Origin of the sequence: Rouxiella sp. Mn2063, assembly GCF_049319665.1 — a bacterium.
Taxonomy (GTDB): domain Bacteria; phylum Pseudomonadota; class Gammaproteobacteria; order Enterobacterales; family Enterobacteriaceae; genus JBMOUD01.
Map to the genome: position 1 here is coordinate 117,635 of NZ_JBMOUD010000011.1, position 21,418 is coordinate 139,052.

Consider the following 21,418-nt stretch of genomic DNA (forward strand, 5'->3'; position numbering starts at 1 on the left):
ATGAGTGCAATAGCGGTTGCAGCGCCGGCGGGAAGTCGGCAGTTACATAAATTCGGTGGTAGTAGCTTGGCCGATGCGAAGTGTTATCAACGCGTTGCCGGTATTATGGCAGAGTACGGCCATCCAGGAGACTTGATGGTGGTCTCGGCGGCGGGGAGTACAACTAACCAATTGATTAGTTGGCTCAAGCTCAGTCAGACCGACCGACTGGCCGCCCATCAGGTGCAGCAATCGCTGCGCCGTTATCAAAGTGAATTGATTTCTGGCCTGTTACCGTCTGCTATGGCTGAGCCGCTGACTGCTGCCTTTATTGTCGATCTTGAGCGTTTGGCCACTCTGTTAGATGGCGCCATCACCGATGCGGTTTACGCTGAGGTTGTCGGCCACGGTGAACTGTGGTCGGCACGTTTGATGTCGGCGGTACTGGCCACTCGTGATTTACCCGCTGCCTGGCTAGATGCCCGTGATTTCCTGCGTGCTGAGCGTGCAGCTCAGCCTCAGGTTGACGAAGGCCGCTCTTATCCGCTGCTGCAACAACTATTAGCGCAACATCCGCAACAGTATCTGGTAGTCACCGGGTTTATCTCGCGTAATGATGCCGGTGAGACCGTATTGCTTGGCCGTAACGGCAGTGACTACTCGGCCACGCAAATTGGTGCGTTGGCGGGTGTGCATCGCGTGACGATTTGGAGTGATGTTGCCGGGGTTTATAGTGCTGACCCGCGTAAAGTCAAAGATGCGTGTCTGTTGCCGCTTTTACGTCTTGATGAAGCGTCGGAGTTGGCACGTCTGGCCGCTCCGGTTCTACATACCCGTACTTTACAGCCCGTTTCTGGCAGCGACATTGATTTACAACTGCGTTGTAGCTACCAACCGGAACAAGGTTCAACCCGCATTGAGCGGGTGTTGGCTTCGGGTACCGGCGCAAAAATTGTCACCAGTCACGATGATATTTGTCTGATTGAGGTAGAGATTGCGCCAGAACATGACTTTGCACTGGCACAACAAGATGTTGATCATGTGCTAAAGCGTACGCAGATTAAGCCGCTGGCTATTGGCGTACATCCTGACCGAAACCTGCTGCAGTTGTGCTACACCAGCGAAGTCGTTACCAGTGCACTACAGGTGCTGGAAGAGGCCGATTTGCCGGGTCGTTTAACCTTACGTGAAGGTTTAGCGATGGTGGCATTGGTGGGGGCGGGGGTGTGTAAAAACCCGTTGCATAGCCATCGGTTCTACCAAGAGCTAAAAGATCAGCCAGTCGAATTTATCTGGCAAGCTGAAGATGGTATCAGTTTGGTTGCCGTGTTGCGCCTGGGGCCAACTGCCCACCTGATCCAAGGCTTGCATAACACTTTGTTTCGCGCCGAGAAGCGTATTGGCCTGATGCTACTGGGTAAAGGGAATATCGGTTCCCGTTGGCTAGAGCTGTTCTCACGCGAGCAGAAAAACATCTCGGCTCGTAGCGGCTTTGAATTTGTGCTGGCGGGCGTGGTTGATAGTAAACGCAGCCTGCTTAACTACGATGGATTGGATGCCAGTCGCGCATTAGCTTTCTTTGATGATGAAGCACGCGAGCACGATGAAGAATCGCTGTTCCTGTGGATGCGTGCTCATCCTTACGATGATTTAGTGGTACTGGATGTCACCGCTAGCAGTGAGTTGGCAGATCAATATCTCGATTTTGCCAGCTATGGTTTCCATGTCATCAGCGCCAATAAACTGGCCGGTGCATCGAACAGCAATAAGTACCGGCAGATTCGCGATGCCTTTGCAAAGACCGGCAGCCACTGGCTCTATAACGCCACCGTTGGGGCAGGTCTGCCTATCAACCACACGGTGCGCGATTTACGTGAAAGCGGTGATAGCATTCTGGCGATCAGCGGTATTTTCTCCGGTACCTTGTCTTGGTTGTTCCTGCAATTTGACGGCACGCTGCCGTTCACTGAGCTGGTGGATCAAGCCTGGCAGCAAGGGCTGACCGAGCCCGATCCGCGTGATGATCTTTCCGGCCAGGACGTGATGCGCAAGCTAGTCATTCTGGCGCGTGAAGCCGGTTATGATATTGAACCGAATCAGGTACGGGTCGAGTCGTTGGTGCCTGAAGGTTGTGCTACGGGTTCTGTCGATCACTTCTTTGAAGAGGGCGATGCGCTAAACCAGCAGATGCTACAGCGTCTGGAAGCGGCGCAAGAAATGGGTCTGGTATTGCGTTACGTGGCACGTTTTGATGCCAATGGTAAAGCGCGTGTTGGTGTTGAAGCGGTGCGTGAAGACCATCCTCTGGCTTCTTTGCTACCTTGTGACAATGTCTTCGCCATTGAAAGCCGTTGGTATCGTGATAACCCGCTGGTGATCCGCGGGCCTGGTGCGGGGCGCGATGTCACAGCAGGCGCTATCCAATCTGACCTTAACCGTTTGACTCAACTGCTTTAATTTCTCTCAACCTTCCGGTATTCGCCGGAAGGTTTCCCCTCCGTTCCCCGCAACATGAAATACCTTCATGCAGTATGAATATTAATCAATGTTGTTCGGTCCATTTGCCGTTGACTCTTTGCCCTACTTCCGTCATTTTCTATCTATACGTTTAGACGTCTAGACGCTTATCAGCACAGCGATAATTAAAACGAAGTGATGAACGAGGTAGAGACCGAATGAGCTTTTTTCACGCGAATCAACATGAAGCACTGAACCAGAACCTGGCCGAGTTACATGGGCAGTTTAACGTTTCTTTTGAATTCTTCCCGCCGCGTACCAGCGAGATGGAAGATACGCTGTGGAGCTCAATTGATCGCCTCAGCAGCCTGAAACCTAAATTCGTTTCAGTTACCTATGGGGCCAACTCTGGTGAGCGCGAGCGTACTCACAGCATTATAAAAAGCATTAAAGAGCGTACCGGTTTAGAAGCGGCACCGCATTTGACTTGTGTGGATGCCAGTCTGGCTGAATTGCGCCAAATTGCGCAAGATTACTGGAATAGCGGCATCCGCCACATCGTTGCACTGCGCGGTGATTTACCGACAGGAGGCGGCAAACCAGATATTTACGCTAATGACTTGGTGAGCTTGCTCAAAAGTGTTGGTGATTTTGATATCTCCGTTGCGGCTTATCCGGAAGTTCATCCAGAAGCGAAAAGCGCACAGTCTGATCTGATTCACCTGAAGCGCAAAATTGAGGCGGGTGCTAATCGCGCCATTACGCAATTTTTCTTCGATGTAGAAAGCTATCTGCGTTTCCGCGACCGCTGTGCGTCTGCGAGCATTGATGTTGAGATAGTGCCGGGTATCTTGCCGGTTTCCAATTTCAAGCAATTGATTCGCTTTGCCACCATGACCAACGTTCGCGTCCCACAATGGATGCACAGAATGTTTGAAGGGCTGGATGACGATGCCGAGACCCGCAAAATGGTCGGTGCCAACATTGCGATGGACATGGTAAAAATCCTCAGCCGTGAAGGGGTGAAAGATTTCCACTTCTATACCTTGAATCGTGCCGAGATGAGCTACGCCATTTGTCATACGCTGGGCGTGCGCCCACAAATCGCTGTCCCCGCTTGATTGGCTCTTTTAGCGCTGCGTTTAGCAAGCAAAAACAGAAAAACCGGCCCTTGAGCCGGTTTTTCTGTTTTAGCGTCTTAATCAAGACCTAGCCGGTATTACGCATCCCGGCGGCAACGCCTGCAATAGTAACCATTAAGGCTTGCTCGACGCGTGGGTCCAATTCGCCTTGCTGTTCCAACTGGCGTGAACGATGCAGCAGCTCAGCCTGTAACACGTTTAATGGGTCGGTGTAGACGTTACGCAGGGCGATAGACTGGGCAATCCACGGTAAATCGGCCATCAAGTGCTCGTCGTTGGAGATTGCCAATACCACTTTGATATCGTTGGACAACTGTTCGCGCAGTTTCTCGCCTAGCGGCCAAAGCTCTTTATCTACCAAGCGATGGTCATAATATTCTGCTAACCACAGGTCGGCTTTGGCAAACACCATTTCCAACATGCCGATGCGGGTAGAGAAGAACGGCCAATCGTGGCACATCGCTTCCAGCACATCACGTTTACCGGCATCGACAACCGCTTGCAGACCGGCTCCTGCACCTAACCACGCGGGCAGCATCAGGCGGTTTTGTGTCCAGGCAAAAATCCATGGGATGGCGCGCAGGCTTTCAACGCCGCCGTTGGCTTTACGCTTGGCAGGACGTGAACCTAATGGCAATTTAGCCAGCTCTTGTTCTGGGGTGGCAGAACGGAAATAAGGCACGAAATCTTTGTTTTCACGCACGTAGCCACGATACATGGTGCAAGAGACATCAGAAATCTGCTCCATGATATCGATCCAGGCTTTTTTCGGCTCCGGCGGTGGCAGCAGGTTGGCTTCCAGAATTGCCCCGGTATACAGCGCCAGGCTGCTGATGGTGACTTCTGGCAGACCGTATTTAAAGCGGATCATCTCGCCTTGTTCGGTGACGCGCAGGCCGCCTTTCAGGCTACCCGGAGGCTGGGAGAGCAGGGCGGCGTGAGCCGGTGCACCACCGCGACCAATAGAACCGCCGCGTCCGTGGAACAAGGTTAATGCTACGCCCGCTTTTTCACAGGTTTTGATCAAGGCATCTTGTGCGCGGTACTGTGCCCAAGACGCAGCCATCACGCCGGCATCTTTGGCGGAGTCGGAGTAACCGATCATCACCATCTGTTTGCCCTGAATAAAGCCGCGGTACCAGTCAATGTTGAGCAACTGGGTCATGACCGCGTCGGCATTGTTTAAGTCATCCAGCGTTTCAAACAGCGGCGCTACCGGCAGAACAAACGGGCAACCGGCTTCTTTAAGCAATAAATGTACGGCCAGCACGTCGGAAGGTGTGCGAGCCATCGAAATAACATAAGCGGCAATCGAGCCTTCCGGCGCTTCTGCCACTACCTGGCAGGTATCTAACACTTCTTTGGTGTCGGCGCTTGGTGTCCAGTTACGTGGCACCAGCGGGCGCTGTGAATTCAATTCGCGGATCAGGAAGGATTGTTTATCAGCTTCTGACCAGCTTTCATAATCACCAAGGCCCAAATAGCGGGTGATCTCAGCGATAGCTAAAGTATGACGCGTACTTTCCTGACGGATATCGATGCGGACTAATGGCACACCAAAGCAGCGCACGCGACGCAAAGTGTCGAGCAATTGGCCGTTGGCGATAATGCCCATGCCGCAGGCTTGCAGCGACTGGTAGCAGGCGTACAGCGGAGCCCATAGCTGGTCATTATGCACAATCAAGTCATGCGGTTTAACCAACTTCACACCCTTCAAACGGGCATCAAGATAAGCTTGTGTCGAGGTCAACTGGCTACGCAGACCTTTTAACAGCGTGCGATAAGGCTCTACAACCTCTTCGCCACCCGCTAACTCGCGCAGCTCTGGGGTGCACTCGGTCATCGATAGCTCGGAGATAAGAATCGCGACATCGCGCAGGAACAAGTCGGTGGCTTTCCAGCGGCTGAGCTGCATGACGTGGCGGGTGATTTCAGCGGTGACGTTGTTATTACCATCACGGTCGCCGCCCATCCACGAGGTAAAGCGTACCGGCACATCTTCCACCGGCATTTTATAATCCAGCGACTCTTCTAACTGCTCGTTGAGTTCGCGCAAGAAGGTTGGCACACCTTCCCACAGACTGTTCTCAACAACGGCAAAACCCCATTTGGCTTCATCAACCGGCGTTGGACGATTTTTGCGGATTTCATCAGTGTGCCAGGATTGTGCAATCAACTGGCGCAGGCGGCGCATAATTTGTTTGCGCTCATAATCCGCCAGATCGTTGTGATCGAGCTGTTTGAGACAGTTGTTTACTTCAATCAGTTTGTGGATCAGGGTACGGCGGGCAATTTCCGTTGGGTGCGCGGTCAACACCAGTTCAATAGACAGCGCTTTTACCGCATCGCGAATTTGCTGCTCGCTGAGATTTTGAGATTTTAAGCGGGTAATCAATTGCGCCAGGACTTCTGGATTGCTGGCCGCTTCACCATTAGGTGAGATGCTATGGTACTGCTCAGCAACGTTGGTCAGGTTCAAAAATTGACTGAAAGCGCGGGCCACCGGCAATAGCTCGTCATTAGACAAGTTTTGCAGCGTGGATAACAACTCTTGGCGGTCGGCATCGTTACCAGCACGTGAGGATTTCGACAACTTACGGATTTTCTCAACACGGTCAAGGATATGTTCTCCCAACGTATCTTTGATCGTCTCTCCAAGCAGTTTACCCAACGTGCTGACATTGCTTCGCATTGCGGAATATTGTTCGTTCATTATTGGCTCTGACCCGTCTCTTGTCTGATTTTTATGTTCTGTAAGTAACTTTCACCCGTTCGGCACTCTCGCCGCTAAAACCTGCCATCTTGGCTGTTATCTGATGTTTTGACTCTTTACTGTAGGAAGTTACCGCAAAAAGCCCGGTTTATTTAGTATAAAAAGTGGATTTTTTTTCAATTCGCTGAAATTTAATTACAACACTTTAGTTATAAGTCTAGCTAATTAAGTGTGAAATGCAGGAACACCGGGAAGATCACGGGTTCCTGCTTGAAGGTTTTTAGTGGAAGCAGAAGTGATGAACCACTTGGGCGATCAGCTCGCGGGTCGGTTTGATAAAGGCGGTATCAATATATTCGTCCGGTTGATGCGCTTGCTCGATAGAACCCGGTCCTAGAACTAATGTTGGGCATAACTCTTGAATAAAAGGTGCTTCAGTACAGTAGTTGACGATCTCTGTTTGCGTATTGAGAAGTTTCTCAATCACCTTAACCAACTGATGGTCCGGCGGGCATTCATAGCCAGGAATAGGTGGATGCAGTTCTTCAATGACCAAGCGGCCCGGCCATTTTTTGCTCACCGGCTCCAATGTTTCGGCTAATAGCGCATCCAGGTCCGACAGCGTTAAGCCAGGCAGTGGACGGATATCCATATGCAGCTCACAGCAGGCACAAATACGGTTAGCGGCATCGCCACCGCTAATGTGGCCGAAGTTCATCGTTGGATAAGGGATCACAAAGCCGTTGTGGTTGTAACGCTCTTTCAAGGTAGTACGCAGGCCGATCAAATGCGTGATCGATTCATGCATCAGATCGATGGCATTAACGCCGCGAGCAGGGTCGCTGGAGTGTCCCGACTGGCCGGTAATGCGGATGGCGTTAGAAATATGACCTTTATGCGCTCGCACTGGTTTGAGTGAAGTTGGCTCACCGATAATCGCGCAATCTGGGCGAATAGTAGAGGTTTTGGCGAAGTAGCTAGCCCCAGCCATGGTGGTTTCTTCATCGGCGGTTGCCAGAATATACAGCGGCTTGCTCAGTTTTGTGACATCAACATCGCGCAACGCATCGAGGATAAAGGCAAAGAAGCCTTTCATATCGGCGGTGCCTAAACCGTAGAGCTTGTTGTCATGTTCATGCAGCGTAAAAGGGTCGCGGGTCCAGCGGCCGTCGTCGAAAGGCACCGTATCGGTATGGCCGGCCAATAGCAGGCCGCCTGCGCCACTTCCTGCCGTTGCGAGCATATTGAATTTATTACGGGTGCCAGGAACCGGCTGAATTTCAATTTTGAAGCCTAAATCGCCGAACCAGCCAGCCAATAAGTTGATTAAGGTTTCATTACTCTGATCCAGCGCACTATCGGTAGCACTGATCGACGGTATCGCGATTAAAGCCCGGTAGAGCTCAATAAATGGAGGTAATTTCATCTTCACTGTTGACAGCCTTTAGTTAGGATAGTATCAATATTCATGCATTTATTTTGAATAAAAATACAGTAAGCCGGTTGTGAGCGAAAGCAGAAAAAAACGTTGTTTTTCTAATCAAGCCTCCCTGCCAACCGACCGAATCGCTCGGGTGAACGGCGTAACAACGCGGTGAGCCCCGTTACCTATAGTTAGAGTTGCTGTATTGAGACTAATACAGAAAATTGAGAAGGTGAACAGACCTAATGTTGAATACGCTGATTGTTGGGGCAAGTGGTTATGCTGGTGCTGAACTCGCGGCTTACCTCAATCGCCACCCACAGATGAACATAACCGGTTTAACGGTTTCAGCGCAAAGTGCAGATGCAGGAAAATTGCTTTCTGATTTGCATCCTCAGTTAAAGGGTATTGTCGATTTACCGATTTTACCGATGACTGATGTCGCGGCAGCAGCAAAAGGTGTTGATGTGGTGTTCTTAGCCACCGCTCATGAAGTCAGCCACGACTTAGCCCCGCAGTTCTTAGCTGCAGGTTGCGTGGTGTTTGATTTGTCCGGCGCTTTCCGCGTTAACGATCCTGCCTTCTATACTCAATATTACGGTTTTGAACATCAACATCTCGATTTACTCGATGCAGCAGTCTATGGACTGGCAGAATTCCAAGGCGACAAGATTAAAACGGCTCAACTGATTGCCGTGCCGGGTTGTTACCCGACCGCTGCGCAATTGGCGTTAAAACCGCTGATTGATAGTCAACTGCTTAATAACGACCAATGGCCGGTGATTAACGCGACCAGCGGGGTCAGTGGAGCCGGGCGTAAAGCCTCGATCGGCACCAGCTTCTGCGAAGTGAGCTTGCAGCCTTATGGCTTGTTTAATCATCGTCATCAACCAGAAATTGCCTCGCATCTTGGTGTCCCGGTTATTTTCACTCCGCATCTGGGTAATTTCCCACGTGGCATCCTGGCAACCATTACCTGCCGCCTGCAAGCAGGCGTCACAGCAGAGGATGTGCAGGAAGCGTTTCATAATGCTTATCACGACAAGCCGATGGTTCGCCTTTATGACAAAGGGGTTCCTGCGCTTAAGAACGTAGTTGGTTTGCCGTTCTGCGATATTGGTTTCGCCGTACAGGGCGAACATCTGATTGTGGTGGCGACGGAAGATAACCTGCTGAAAGGCGCCTCGGCTCAGGCGATCCAGTGTCTTAATCTGCGCTTTGGCTTCCCTGAATCACAGTCACTGCTGTAAATACTGGGATTTTGTTTGTTGTTTTATAAAGAAAAATTCAAATTAGTTTAATTAAAATCAATAGCTTGAGGCGCAAATGGCTACTAACCCGTTAGTGATTAAATTAGGTGGTGTGTTACTAGATAATGAAGAAGCGCTGGAGCGTCTCTTTATCGCACTGGTGACATATCGCCAGCAATATCAGCGCCCGCTAGTGATTGTTCATGGTGGCGGCTATCTGGTTGATGAGTTGATGGCTAAACTCAATTTGCCGGTGGTGAAAAAATCGGGTCTGCGCGTTACTCCTGCTGACCAAATCGACATTATTACCGGTGCTTTGGCAGGCAGTGCCAATAAAACATTGTTGGCTTGGGCGATTAAACATCAGATTAATGCGGTTGGCCTGTCACTCGCTGACGGTGGCTCTGTCGGCGTGACGGAACTCGATGCAGAGCTTGGTTGTGTGGGTAAAGCGCAAACCGGTTCTCCAGCGTTGATTAATACGCTGACGACAGCAGGTTATTTGCCAATCGTGAGTTCTATTGGTATCACTGCTGAAGGCCAATTGATGAATGTTAATGCCGATCAGGCTGCCACTGCACTGGCGGCAACGCTGGGTGCTGATTTGATTTTGCTCTCAGATGTGAGCGGCATTCTTGATGGCAAAGGTCAGCGTGTGCCGGAAATGACCGCACAGCGTGCCGAAGAGATGATCGAACAAGGCATTATCACCGATGGCATGATCGTTAAAGTGCATGCCGCACTTGATGCGGCTCGGGAATTAGGCCGTCCGGTTGATATCGCCAGTTGGCGTCATGCCGAGCAACTGCCTGCACTGTTTAACGGTCAGGCGATCGGTACCCGTATTTTGGCTTAAGCGAGCATCGTTTAAGCATAACGGTAAGCCCAATGTGGCCCGTTACATACCTTTTCATGCAGTAGACTTTTTTAAGGAAAATCATCATGGCAGCAACTAAAGGCATCAAGAAAATCGTTCTGGCTTACTCCGGTGGCTTGGATACCTCAGCAATCATTCCGTGGCTGAAAGAAAACTATGGTGACTGCGAAGTGGTCGCTTTCGTCGCCGATATTGGGCAAGAGCGTGAAGATCTTGAAGGTATCGAACAAAAAGCGCTGCGTACCGGTGCCTCTGAATGCCATGTTGTCGACCTGCGTGAAGAATTTATCAAAGATTACGTTTACCCGGTGTTGAAAAGCGGTGCGCTGTATGAAGGTAGCTACCTGCTGGGTACCTCAATGGCGCGCCCATTGATCGCCAAAGCACAGGTTGAATTGGCGCTGAAAGTCGGTGCAGATGCACTGTGCCACGGCGCAACTGGTAAAGGTAATGACCAAGTGCGTTTCGAAACCACCTACACCGCTTTGGCTCCACAGCTGAAAGTGGTTGCGCCTTGGCGTGAGTGGGATTTGCGTTCGCGTGAAGCGCTGCTCGACTATTTGAAAGAACGTAATATCCCAACGACTGCATCGTTGGAAAAAATCTACAGCCGTGATGAAAACGCCTGGCACATCTCTACCGAAGGCGGCGTGCTGGAAAGCCCTTGGAATGCGGCAAACAAAGATTGCTGGGCCTGGACCGTTGCGCCAGAAGATGCGCCAAACGAAGCTGAACTGGTCACTCTTAAAGTAGCCAAAGGTGAAGTCGTCGCGGTTAACGGTAAAGAACTCAGCCCGTTCAAGTGTCTGGAAGCGTTGAACGAACTGGGCGTGAAGCACGGCGTGGGTCGTATCGACATCGTTGAGAACCGTTTAGTTGGGATTAAATCTCGCGGTTGCTATGAAACCCCTGGCGGCACCATTATGATGGCTGCGCTGCGCGGCGTTGAACAGCTGGTTCTGGACCGTGACAGCTTTAAATGGCGTGAGCAGTTGGGCCATGAAATGTCTTACGTGGTGTATGACGGTCGTTGGTTCGCGCCACTGCGTGAGTCTATTCAGGCCGCTGCTGATGCGTTGGCGGAAGATGTGAACGGCGAAGTGGTGGTGAAGCTGTACAAAGGCACCGCGACAGCCATTCAGAAAAAATCACCGAACAGCATGTACTCTGAAGAGTTTGCTACCTTCGGCGAAGATGAAGTGTATGATCACAGCCACGCGGGCGGCTTCATTCGTCTGTTCTCGCTGTCGTCACGTATTCGTGCTTTGAATTCGAAGAAATAATTCGCGCGAAAAGACATCTAGAGATTGAAAGACATCTATAAGGGCGCAGCGTGCTGTGCCCTTTTGCATAAATTCGAGGGGTACAGGTTATGGCATTGTGGGGCGGACGCTTTACTCAGGCAGCAGATCAGCGTTTTAAAGAGCTCAATGATTCACTGCGGTTTGATTATCGTCTGGCGGAGCAGGATATCGTGGGCTCGGTAGCTTGGTCAAAAGCGCTGGTTACCGTCAATGTTCTGACCGCTGAAGAACAATTGCAGCTTGAAGGGGCGCTTAATGTGTTGCTTGAAGAGGTGCAGGCTAATCCACGCGCTATTTTAGCCAGCGATGCGGAAGATATTCATAGCTGGGTTGAGCAGAAGCTTATCGACAAAGTCGGGGCGCTGGGTAAAAAGCTGCATACCGGCCGTAGCCGTAATGACCAGGTAGCCACTGATATTAAACTGTGGTGCAAATTGCAGGTGACTGAACTGCAACAGGCCGTGAAGCATCTTCAGCAGGCGCTGGTGGCAACGGCAGAAGCTAATCAGGATGCGGTAATGCCGGGTTATACCCACTTACAGCGTGCACAGCCGGTGACTTTTGCTCACTGGTGTCTGGCGTATGTCGAAATGCTGGCGCGTGATGAAAGTCGTCTGCAAGACACGCTAAAACGTTTGGATGTTAGCCCGCTGGGTAGCGGCGCATTGGCCGGTACTGCCTATCCAATGGATCGCGAGCAATTAGCCGGTTGGTTAGGCTTTGCTTCTGCGACCCGTAACAGCCTGGATAGCGTGTCAGACCGCGATCACGTGATGGAATTACTCTCTAACGCGTCGATCAGCATGATCCACTTGTCGCGCTTTGCCGAAGACTTGATCTTCTTCAACAGCGGCGAAGCGTCGTTTGTTGATTTATCTGACCGCGTCACTTCAGGCTCTTCACTGATGCCACAGAAGAAAAACCCGGATGCGTTAGAGCTTATCCGTGGGAAATGTGGCCGTGTGCAGGGTGCACTGACCGGCATGATGATGACCATGAAAGGTCTGCCACTGGCGTATAACAAAGATATGCAGGAAGACAAAGAAGGGTTGTTCGATGCGCTCGATACCTGGATGGATTGTCTACAGATGGCCGTGCTGGTGCTTGATGGCATTCAGGTGAAACGCCCGCGTTGCCAGGAAGCCGCAGAACAAGGTTACGCTAACTCTACCGAGCTTGCAGATTATCTGGTCGCCAAAGGTGTGCCGTTCCGTGAAGCGCACCACATTGTGGGTGAAGCGGTGGTTGAAGCAATTGCACAGGGTAAAGCGCTGGAAGCGTTATCGCTGGCTGATTTGCAAAAATTTAGCCCGGTTATTAGCGATGATGTCTATCCGATTCTGTCTTTGCAGTCTTGTCTGGATAAACGCAGTGCGAAAGGCGGCGTCTCTCCACAGCAGGTTGCTTATGCGATTGCCGAAGCGAAGGCTCGTTTGCAATAAGCCTGCTTGTTTTTGACGAGCGTAAAAAAGGCGGGCATCAAGCCCGCCAAACGTCCATAGTACTAAGTACTTTTTTATACACTCACGTTGCTAACAAGTTCAGGCAATCAGGCGTTCAGATAAACATCCAGATCGTCGCTGCCACCAATATGACGTCCGCCGATAAAGACTTGAGGTACAGTTGCACGGCCGCTTACTGCGCGCAGGCTAACGGTTGTGGCATCTTTGCCTAGGACGATTTCTTCATATTGGATGCCACGTTCTTGCAGCATTTGTTTCGCTTTGGCGCAGAAAGGACAGCCCGGCTTGGTAAAGACGGAAACGGATTCCTGCACTTTGAAGTCCGGTGCGAGATATTTGAGCATGGTATCGGCATCAGATACTTCAAACGGGTCGCCAGGCTTGTTTGGCTCAACAAACATTTTTTCTACCACGCCGTTACGTACCAGCATGGAATAACGCCATGAGCGCGGGCCAAAACCTAAATCGGCTTTCTCAACCAGCATATCCATGCCTTTGGTAAATTCGCCATTACCATCAGGAATGAAGGTGATGTTGCTGGCGTTTTGTTCGGCTTTCCAGGCGTTCATCACGAAGGTATCGTTAACGGATACGCATAAGATGCTATCTACGCCGTGGCTTTTAAATACGCCTGCCAGTTCGTTGTAGCGCGGCAGATGGCTGGAGGAGCAAGTTGGTGTAAAGGCACCTGGCAGCGAGAAAAGAATAACGGTCTTATTCTTAAACAATTCGTCAGTTGTTGTGTCTACCCATTGGTCACCCTGACGCGTATGGAATGTTACCTGCGGAACAGCTTTCCCTTCATGACTTACAAACATCACTAACCTCTTAATCTTCTAAAATATAAAATGAATTTTCGCGCTTTGCGTTTATGGCACTAATTATTGACGAATAAGGTTGATAGATATAATCGTTCATTGCTATCTTATTTATCGTCATGGGCTATCGAACAGAACAACCAAGGTAGGGAAGATTAATGAACATTCGTGATTTAGAGTATCTGGTAGCATTGTCGGAGTTTCGGCATTTTCGTCGTGCAGCCGATTCTTGCCACGTTAGCCAACCCACATTGAGTGGCCAAATTCGTAAGTTAGAAGACGAATTGGGCGTCATGCTGTTAGAAAGAACCAGTCGTAAAGTCCTATTTACGCAAGCCGGCCTGCTGCTAGTGGATCAAGCACGCACTGTGTTGCGTGAAGTGAAAGTGTTAAAAGAGATGGCCAGCCAACAGGGCGAAGCCATGTCGGGTCCATTGCACATTGGTCTTATCCCAACGGTCGGGCCATATTTACTGCCGCAGATTATCCCTACGTTGCATCAAACCTTTCCGAAATTAGAAATGTATCTGCATGAAGCGCAGACGCAGCAACTGCTGGCCCAGTTGGATAGCGGTAAACTCGATTGCGCGATTTTAGCGTTGGTAAAAGAGAGTGAAGCCTTCATTGAAGTGCCATTATTTGATGAGCCGATGAAACTGGCTATTTATAACGATCACCCTTGGTCGTCATTAGATCGCGTGCCGATGTCTGAACTGGCGGGTGAGAAGCTGTTGATGCTGGAAGATGGCCACTGTTTGCGCGATCAGGCGATGGGATTTTGTTTCCAAGCCGGAGCGGACGAAGATACCCATTTCCGCGCAACAAGTTTGGAGACGCTACGTAATATGGTGGCGGCGGGGAGTGGCATCACGTTGCTGCCATCATTGGCTATTCCGAAAGAACGGAGCCGCGATGGGGTGACGTATCTGACGTGTGACAAGCCAGAACCAAAACGCACCATCGCGTTGGTATATCGCCCCGGCTCACCGCTGCGCGGTCGTTACGAGCAGTTAGCGGAGGCGATTAAAACCCATATGCAGAGTTACATGAGCGCTTCAGCGTTAAAAAAGGCGATTTAAGCCATTGAGTGCTGCAACGCGATAAGCTTCTGCCATGGTTGGGTAGTTGAAGGTGGTATTAACGAAATACTCGATAGTATTACCTTCGCCTTTTTGCTCCATGATCGCTTGTCCGATGTGAATAATCTCGGCAGCACGCTCGCCAAAGCAATGAATACCGAGAATTTCTTTGGTGTCACGATGGAACAATAACTTGAGGCTACCCACGTTCATCCCGGCGATTTGTGCCCGCGCTAAGTGTTTGAACTGCGCACGGCCTACTTCATAAGGTACTTTCATTGCCGTCAGCTCTTGTTCGGTTTTACCTACAGAGCTGATTTCTGGAATGGTATAGATACCACTTGGAATATTGTCGATCAGGTTAACCTTGGTTTCGCCTTGCATGATAGCTTGTGCTGCGATGCGGCCCTGATCATAAGCGGCAGAAGCTAGGCTTGGGTAACCAATTACGTCACCTACCGCATAAATATGCGATAACGCCGTTTGGTACATGCTGTTTACTTTTAACAAGCCACGGCTATCTGATTCCAGGCCAATATTTTCCAGACCCAAGCTGTCAGTATTACCGGTACGTCCGTTGGCATACAGCAGCGCGTCGGCTTTCAACTTCTTACCTGATTTGAGGTGCATGATCACACCATCATCAACGCCTTCGATTTTCTCGAACTCTTCGTTGTGGCGGATAACGACGCCGTTATTCCAGAAATGATAAGACAGGGCGTCTGACATTTCCTGATCCAAGAAGGAAAGCAGGCGGTCGCGGGTATTGATCAAGTCAACTTTGACGTTCAATCCACGGAAGATTGAGGCGTACTCACAGCCAATCACCCCTGCACCGTAGATGATGACGTGGCGAGGTTCGTGGCTTAATTCAAGAATCAAATCGCTGTCATAAACGCGTGGATGGTTAAAATCTACGTTGTGCGGACGATAAGGACGAGAGCCACAGGCGATAATAATGTTATCACCACGTAACTCTTCATGAGTACCGTCGGCATAACGTACACTCACTGTGTTGGCATCGACAAAACTGGCATCACCGGCGATTAAACGGCACTGATTACGCTCATAAAATCCCTGACGCATGCGGGTTTGTTGGTTAATAACGGTATCGGCATGACGCAGAATTTCAGGGAAGCTTGAACTTAGAGTACGGGAGTTATCGCTGTAAAGAGGGTTCTGGTTGAACTCAATGATTCTGCTAACTGCGTGGCGGAGTGCTTTGGAAGGGATAGTGCCCCAGTGAGTACAGCCGCCGCCAACGTTGTTGTAACGCTCGATGACTGCAACTCTAGCGCCTTGTTTAACCAGCCCCATCGCAGCACCTTCACCGCCTGGGCCCGAGCCAATGATAATGGCATCAAAATGTTCGTTTTGTTGCATGGGTGAGAAACCTGTTTTATACAAAATGACAACGTGGAAGTAACATAATAGCGCTGTTTGCGTCAGGAGACGTTGTCTATTTGTGGGAAAAGGACCGCAACATTCAGACGAACTTTATGCTGCAGTTTCTATAACCGCCGCTGCTGAAAAATTTGATATAGTGCGATCCATAATAGTCTAGTCAGCATAAAAGAAAACTATCTGGATGAAGGTTATGGGCGTAAGAGCACAACAAAAAGAACGTACGCGTCGTTCTCTGATTGAGGCGGCCTTTAGCCAACTAAGCGCAGAGCGCAGCTTCGCTAGTCTAAGTTTACGTGAGGTTTCCCGTGAAGCGGGTATCGCACCGACCTCTTTCTATCGTCATTTTCGTGATGTCGATGAGCTGGGTTTGACCATGGTTGATGAGAGCGGCCTGATGCTGCGTCAACTGATGCGTCAGGCGCGTCAACGTATCGCCAAGGGCGGCAGTGTGATCCGAACATCGGTATCGACGTTTATGGAGTTCATTGGCAATAATCCCAACGCATTTCGTTTATTACTGCGTGAAAGGTCGGGAACATCTTCCGCCTTTCGTGCTGCTGTCGCCCGTGAGATTCAACATTTCATTGCGGAACTTGCGGACTACTTGCAACTCGAAAATCATATGCCACGCAGTTTTACCGAAGCGCAGGCAGAAGCGATGGTGATTATTGTTTTTAACGCCGGTGCGGAGGCGCTGGATGTAGATCTTGCCCAGAGACGTCAGTTGGAAGAACGGCTGGTGTTACAGCTGCGTATGATATCCAAGGGTGCTTATTACTGGTATCGCCGCCAGCAAGAAAGAACGGCGGTAACACCAACGAATGTTGAAGTGATTGGAGATGATGATGGAAGAACAGTTACATCATAATAAACCGCTGCGTCAGGAGAAAAGTACTTTGCTGCTGGCGTTGATTGCTGGCCTGTCGATTAACGGTACCTTCGAAGCATTGTTTAGCTCTGTCGTGGCATTTTCAGTTTTCCCGATAATAGCGCTAGTGCTTTCTGTGTATTGTTTGCACTTGCGTTATCAAAAATGTGAAATGCCTGCCGGTATTCCGATTTTAGCCGCGGCGAGTTTTATGTTGGGTCTACTGCTTTACAGTGCGCTAATCCGTGCTCAATACCCGCAATTAGGTTCGAATTTCCTACCTGCGGTGATTTGTGTGGTGTTGGTGTTCTGGATTGGTTATCGCTTGAAGAAGCTGAAGCTGCAAGAGAACTAACATTGTATGCATGAAAGATGCAAAAGGGCGGCCTGATAAACAGCCGCCCTTTTTTATGTTTCAGACTAGTGGATTCTATTAGTCAGCGACTCTTTCCAATAGCACGCCACATTCCATATGGTGCGTATAAGGGAACTGGTCAAACAGCGCCAAACGGGTAATACGGTGCGTCTTACTCAAAGTTTGCAGGTTATCGCACAGCGTATCTGGGTTACATGAGATGTACATGATGCGCGGATAGCCTTGTACTAATTTGACAGTATCTTCATCAAGCCCACTGCGCGGCGGGTCGACGAAAATGGTTTCGCACTGGTAACTGGTTAAATCAATGCCTTCAAGACGGTTAAAGGTGCGTACGCCGTTCATCGCCTGAGTAAAGTCTTCAGCGGCCATGCGAATAATCTGCACGTTATCGATATGATTGGCGGCAATATTAAACTGCGCGGCGGCAACCGATGGCTTAGCAATTTCTGTGGCCAGTACACGATTAAAATTGCGTGCCAGCGCCAGCGAGAAGTTGCCGTTACCGCAATACAGCTCCAGTAAATCGCCGCGTGAGCCTTTAGTCGCGTTGATTGCCCATTCCAACATTTGAATGTTCATTTCAGCGTTAGGTTGAGTAAAGCTGTTCTCTACCTGGCGGTAAATCATATCCTGACCGGCAACCGGCAAGACTTCATCGATGTAATCGTTGTCGAGCATTATCTTGGTTTTTGTCGCCCGACCAATCAACTGCAGATCAAAACCATCAGCACGCAGCTTGTCTCGCAGTGCAATTGCCGCCTGCTGCCATTCATCATCTAGCTTCCGGTGGTAAAGCAGAGAGGCAATAATCTTGCCGCTGCGTGTCGAGAGGTAATCAATCTGGAAAATTTTATGGCGCAGAACCTGGTGCTGTTTGATCTCCTCAATCAGCACTTTCATCAGTCGGTTAATCAACTCGCTGGCAACAGGGAAGCTATCGACACGGATCCGTGCTTTGGTCTGCTGATCAAACATAATGTGGTATAGATCGCCTTCGTCATGCCATACGCGAAATTCGGCACGCATCCGATAATGTTTTACCGGGGAACGAAAGACTTCAACTGCCGGCGCATTAAATGGCGACATAAGCGCCGTGAGACGGGCGGTCTTTTCCGCCAGTTGGTCGTCGTATTGTTCAATGGGCAGGTTTTCAGGTGTCATCTTATTCTCGTCTTACGGGGGAAATGAGCAAACTTTGCGGGGGATTGTAGGGATTGCACTCATTATGTCCAGTTTTGTTGTATTTACTTTCTATAACGTTGGATGGGCATCTAGAATTACTTATGTGTAAATCGTAGGGTTCGTGTCCGGTATCTGAAACCTACGGATAATTACGCCGCAATATTCACCATTGTCGTATCAACATGAAGGTGATGTTCTGCGGTATCACTCATTAAGCCTGAGCTTATATTTAGATACTTTCTCAATGACAATAATAAAACCAGTAATGCTGACAGTTTTATCTGTTACAGCCTTTTCAGGGTGGGCGCAAGATAATGCCACAGCAACACCAATAGATAGTAAAGATGATAGTAACACCATGGTGGTAACGGCCAACCGCTTCCCGCAGCCTGTTTCTAGCGTATTAGCCGCGACGACGGTGGTGACGCGCGAAGACATTGACCGCTGGCAGTCAAAAACGCTAATAGACGTTATGCGACGTTTGCCGGGCGTGGATATTGCGCAATATGGTGGGATGGGCCAGCTCAGCTCTGTGTTCATCCGGGGAACCAACTCTAACCATGCTTTAATTCTTATCAACGGTATCCGCTTAAATCAGGCGGGAGTGACGGGATCATCCGATCTTAGCCAAATTCCTATCTCGCTGGTTCAAAAGATTGAGTATATCCGTGGTCCGCGCTCGGCGGTTTATGGCTCTGATGCGATTGGCGGTGTGATCAACATTATCACTACCCGGCCACAAAATGGTTCAACGCTTTCAGTGGGAATCGGGTCTAATGGTTATCAATCTTATGATGCATCAACTCAGCAGCAGCTCGGTGATCATACTGTTGGGACCTTTGCCGGCAACTATACCTATACCAAGGGCTATAAAGTGATGAGTAGTGAATCTAATCCGCTTGATTCACAGCGCGATGGATTTATGAGTAAAACACTTTACGGCTCATTACAGCACCAGTTTAACGAGCAGTTGAGTGGTTTTATCCGTGGCTATGGTTTCGATAACCGCACGGCATACGATGCCACTTACCTCGCTAATGGATATGCGTTGCTCGATACTCAACAGCTTTATAGTCAAACTTGGGATACCGGGCTGAATTATCAGCAAGGCATTTATTCCACCCAGCTTGTTGGCAGCTACAGCCATACTAAAACCTATAACTACGATCCGCGTTATGGCCAATATGATGCGTCTGCCACATTGGATGATATCCAACAATATAATGCGCAGTGGGGAAATACCTTTGAGGTGGGTAATGGAGCCATTAGCGGCGGGGTAGATTGGCAGAAGCAAACCACGGCACCAGGCACCAACTATTTATCCTATGGTTATGAGCAGCGTAATACCGGTGTCTATGCAACAGGACGACAGCTGGTTGGGCCGGTGACGTTAGAAGGTGCGGTTCGAAGCGATCATAATTCTCAGTTTGGCCAGCATGCAACGTGGCAGAGCAGTGCATCCTGGGAGTTTATTGACGGTTATAGCGTCTTCGCGTCTTATGGCACGGCCTATAAAGCACCAAACCTCGGTCAGCTATACAGCGACTTCTACGGCAATAGCAATCTTCGCCCTGAAGAAAGTAAGCAATGGGAAAGTGGTTTTGAAGGTTTAACTGGCCCAGTGACCTGGCGTGTCAGTGGTTATAAAAATGAGATAACCAATCTTATTCAAAGCGATCCTAATACCTTCCGTTATTACAATATCGGTGCAGCGAATATTAAAGGTGTTGAAGCGACGGCATCTTTCGATACGTGGAATGTCAGTCACCATATCTCTTATGACTATGTTGATGCACGCGATACTGATACCAATGCGGTGTTGGCTCGTCGTGCTAAGCAACAGGTGAAGTATGAGCTTGATGGCAATGTCGCAGACTTTGGTTGGGCGTTGACCTACCACTATTTGGGCCAGCGTTATGATACTGACTACAACACGTATCCGGCGCAAACCGTGAAGTTGGGCGGGGTGAGTTTATGGGATGCGGCGGTTTCTTATCCGGTTACAAAACAGCTGACGGTTCATGGTAGAATTGCCAACCTCTTTGATAAAGATTACGAGACGGCTTATGGCTACCAAAACCCAGGGCGCGAATACTTCCTCTCTGGAACTTATACCTTCTGATAGCGGTTTAACTCCCGCTCGCCCAACGGCGCTGGTGTTTGATTCCGGCGTTGGTGGGTTGTCGGTATATCATGAAGTCCGGCAGATGCTGCCGGATCTTCACTATATCTATGCTTTCGATAATGTCGCCTTCCCTTACGGCGAGAAGTCCGAAGAGTTTATTGTTGAGCGCGTGGTGGAGATAGTCAGTGCGGTGGCACGGCGTCATCCAATCTCCATCATCATCATCGCCTGTAATACCGCAAGTACCGTTTCTCTCCCTGCTTTACGCGCCCGCTTTGATTGTCCCGTGGTTGGTGTTGTTCCTGCTATTAAGCCTGCGGCTAAACTGACGCGTAATGGTTTGGTTGGACTATTGGCGACACGAGCGACCGTACAGCGTCCTTATACGCATGACCTCATTGAACGCTTTGCGACAGATTGCAAAATCCTGATGTTAGGTTCTGCGGAGCTGGTGGAGATGGCAGAAGCTAAGTTGCATGGCCAGCCAATCGACCTGGCGGTGCTGAAGAAAATTCTGCAACCTTGGCTGCGGTTGCGTGAACCACCAGACACAGTGGTATTGGGTTGCACTCACTTCCCTCTATTAAGTGAGGAGCTTTCACAAGTCTTACCCGACGGTACGCGAATGATTGACTCAGGTTCGGCGATTGCACGCCGTGCACAATGGTTAATTGCAACCGCCTATCCTGATATGCCAGCAGTAAAACCGGATGTAGAGATAGAAAGTCTGGCTTATTGCATGGCACTCGATTCACAAGCACAAAGTTTGCTGCCTGTTTTGCAAGCATATGGGTTGAAAACCATCCAAGAATTGCCGATTTAAAGCCAATTTGACTAAAGATTCAACGGTCAGATAATTATTTGCGATTATTTATCAAAAGGGGGTTGCAGGCTTTCTGAAACTCCCTATAATGCGCCTCCACTGACCGGGAACAACGACTGACAAGTCGCC

Annotated in this window: 16 protein-coding genes; 11 read left to right on the top strand and 5 right to left on the bottom strand. The window is 49.8% G+C overall.

Annotated features, from left to right (window positions below; all coding sequences use genetic code 11):
- Nucleotides 1-2,436 carry a bifunctional aspartate kinase/homoserine dehydrogenase II gene (locus ACL9RG_RS16390; RefSeq protein WP_422793693.1) on the top strand — a complete coding sequence of 812 codons (2,436 nt, stop codon included), beginning with the start codon at nt 1-3 and terminating at the stop codon, nt 2,434-2,436.
- A 218-nt stretch (nt 2,437-2,654) separates the two neighbouring features.
- Complete coding sequence (metF, locus tag ACL9RG_RS16395; protein WP_422793694.1) at nt 2,655-3,557, top strand: methylenetetrahydrofolate reductase; 903 nt, start codon at nt 2,655-2,657, stop codon at nt 3,555-3,557.
- 88 nt (nt 3,558-3,645) lie between these two features.
- Here metF and ppc read toward each other — a convergent pair whose 3' ends face one another.
- Together ppc and argE are read right to left on the bottom strand one after the other, a co-directional pair.
- Entirely contained in the window at nt 3,646-6,291 is a 2,646-nt protein-coding gene (gene ppc / locus ACL9RG_RS16400; RefSeq protein WP_422793695.1) for a phosphoenolpyruvate carboxylase, read from the bottom strand.
- Nucleotides 6,292-6,571: 280 nt separating this feature from the next.
- Nucleotides 6,572-7,723: an acetylornithine deacetylase gene (gene argE, locus ACL9RG_RS16405; RefSeq protein WP_422793696.1), complete on the bottom strand. Its 1,152-nt coding sequence runs from the start codon at nt 7,721-7,723 to the stop codon at nt 6,572-6,574.
- Between the two features lie 236 nt (nt 7,724-7,959).
- On the opposite strand from argE, the gene argC reads away from it, so the two are divergent.
- The 4 genes from argC (at nt 7,960) to argH (ending at nt 12,587) form a co-directional block, all read left to right on the top strand.
- A complete protein-coding gene (argC, locus tag ACL9RG_RS16410; RefSeq protein WP_422793697.1) occupies nt 7,960-8,964 on the top strand; it encodes an N-acetyl-gamma-glutamyl-phosphate reductase in 1,005 nt (334 codons plus the stop codon).
- Nucleotides 8,965-9,040: 76 nt separating this feature from the next.
- Entirely contained in the window at nt 9,041-9,820 is a 780-nt protein-coding gene (gene argB, locus ACL9RG_RS16415) for an acetylglutamate kinase (RefSeq protein ID WP_422793698.1), read from the top strand.
- Between the two features lie 86 nt (nt 9,821-9,906).
- A complete protein-coding gene (locus tag ACL9RG_RS16420; RefSeq protein ID WP_422793699.1) occupies nt 9,907-11,124 on the top strand; it encodes an argininosuccinate synthase in 1,218 nt (405 codons plus the stop codon).
- Between the two features lie 89 nt (nt 11,125-11,213).
- Nucleotides 11,214-12,587 carry an argininosuccinate lyase gene (argH, locus tag ACL9RG_RS16425; protein ID WP_422793700.1) on the top strand — a complete coding sequence of 458 codons (1,374 nt, stop codon included), beginning with the start codon at nt 11,214-11,216 and terminating at the stop codon, nt 12,585-12,587.
- A gap of 107 nt (nt 12,588-12,694) precedes the next feature.
- Here argH and ACL9RG_RS16430 read toward each other — a convergent pair whose 3' ends face one another.
- Nucleotides 12,695-13,426 carry a glutathione peroxidase gene (locus tag ACL9RG_RS16430; protein ID WP_422793701.1) on the bottom strand — a complete coding sequence of 244 codons (732 nt, stop codon included), beginning with the start codon at nt 13,424-13,426 and terminating at the stop codon, nt 12,695-12,697.
- Between the two features lie 158 nt (nt 13,427-13,584).
- Between ACL9RG_RS16430 and oxyR the strand changes: the two genes are divergently transcribed.
- Complete coding sequence (oxyR, locus tag ACL9RG_RS16435) at nt 13,585-14,505, top strand: DNA-binding transcriptional regulator OxyR (RefSeq protein ID WP_422793702.1); 921 nt, start codon at nt 13,585-13,587, stop codon at nt 14,503-14,505.
- Here the strand turns inward: oxyR and sthA are convergent.
- Nucleotides 14,488-15,888, bottom strand: a complete 1,401-nt coding sequence (gene sthA, locus ACL9RG_RS16440; RefSeq protein WP_422793703.1) for a Si-specific NAD(P)(+) transhydrogenase — start codon at nt 15,886-15,888, stop codon at nt 14,488-14,490. The genes oxyR and sthA overlap by 18 nt on opposite strands.
- A gap of 214 nt (nt 15,889-16,102) precedes the next feature.
- Between sthA and fabR the strand changes: the two genes are divergently transcribed.
- Both fabR and ACL9RG_RS16450 read left to right on the top strand, forming a co-directional pair.
- Complete coding sequence (gene fabR, locus ACL9RG_RS16445) at nt 16,103-16,780, top strand: HTH-type transcriptional repressor FabR (RefSeq protein ID WP_422793704.1); 678 nt, start codon at nt 16,103-16,105, stop codon at nt 16,778-16,780.
- Nucleotides 16,752-17,135 (top strand): YijD family membrane protein, encoded by a 384-nt coding sequence (locus tag ACL9RG_RS16450; protein WP_422793705.1) that lies wholly within the window; start codon nt 16,752-16,754, stop codon nt 17,133-17,135. The genes fabR and ACL9RG_RS16450 overlap by 29 nt, the downstream gene beginning before the upstream one ends.
- 78 nt (nt 17,136-17,213) lie before the next feature.
- Here ACL9RG_RS16450 and trmA read toward each other — a convergent pair whose 3' ends face one another.
- Nucleotides 17,214-18,320: a tRNA (uridine(54)-C5)-methyltransferase TrmA gene (trmA, locus tag ACL9RG_RS16455; RefSeq protein WP_422793706.1), complete on the bottom strand. Its 1,107-nt coding sequence runs from the start codon at nt 18,318-18,320 to the stop codon at nt 17,214-17,216.
- Between the two features lie 265 nt (nt 18,321-18,585).
- On the opposite strand from trmA, the gene btuB reads away from it, so the two are divergent.
- Together btuB and murI are read left to right on the top strand one after the other, a co-directional pair.
- The gene (btuB, locus tag ACL9RG_RS16460; protein WP_422793707.1) at nt 18,586-20,463 is read left to right on the top strand and encodes a TonB-dependent vitamin B12 receptor BtuB; all 1,878 of its coding nucleotides are present in this window, start codon (nt 18,586-18,588) and stop codon (nt 20,461-20,463) included.
- Complete coding sequence (gene murI, locus ACL9RG_RS16465) at nt 20,408-21,289, top strand: glutamate racemase (protein ID WP_422793708.1); 882 nt, start codon at nt 20,408-20,410, stop codon at nt 21,287-21,289. The genes btuB and murI overlap by 56 nt, the downstream gene beginning before the upstream one ends.
- Nucleotides 21,290-21,418: the final 129 nt, after the last annotated feature.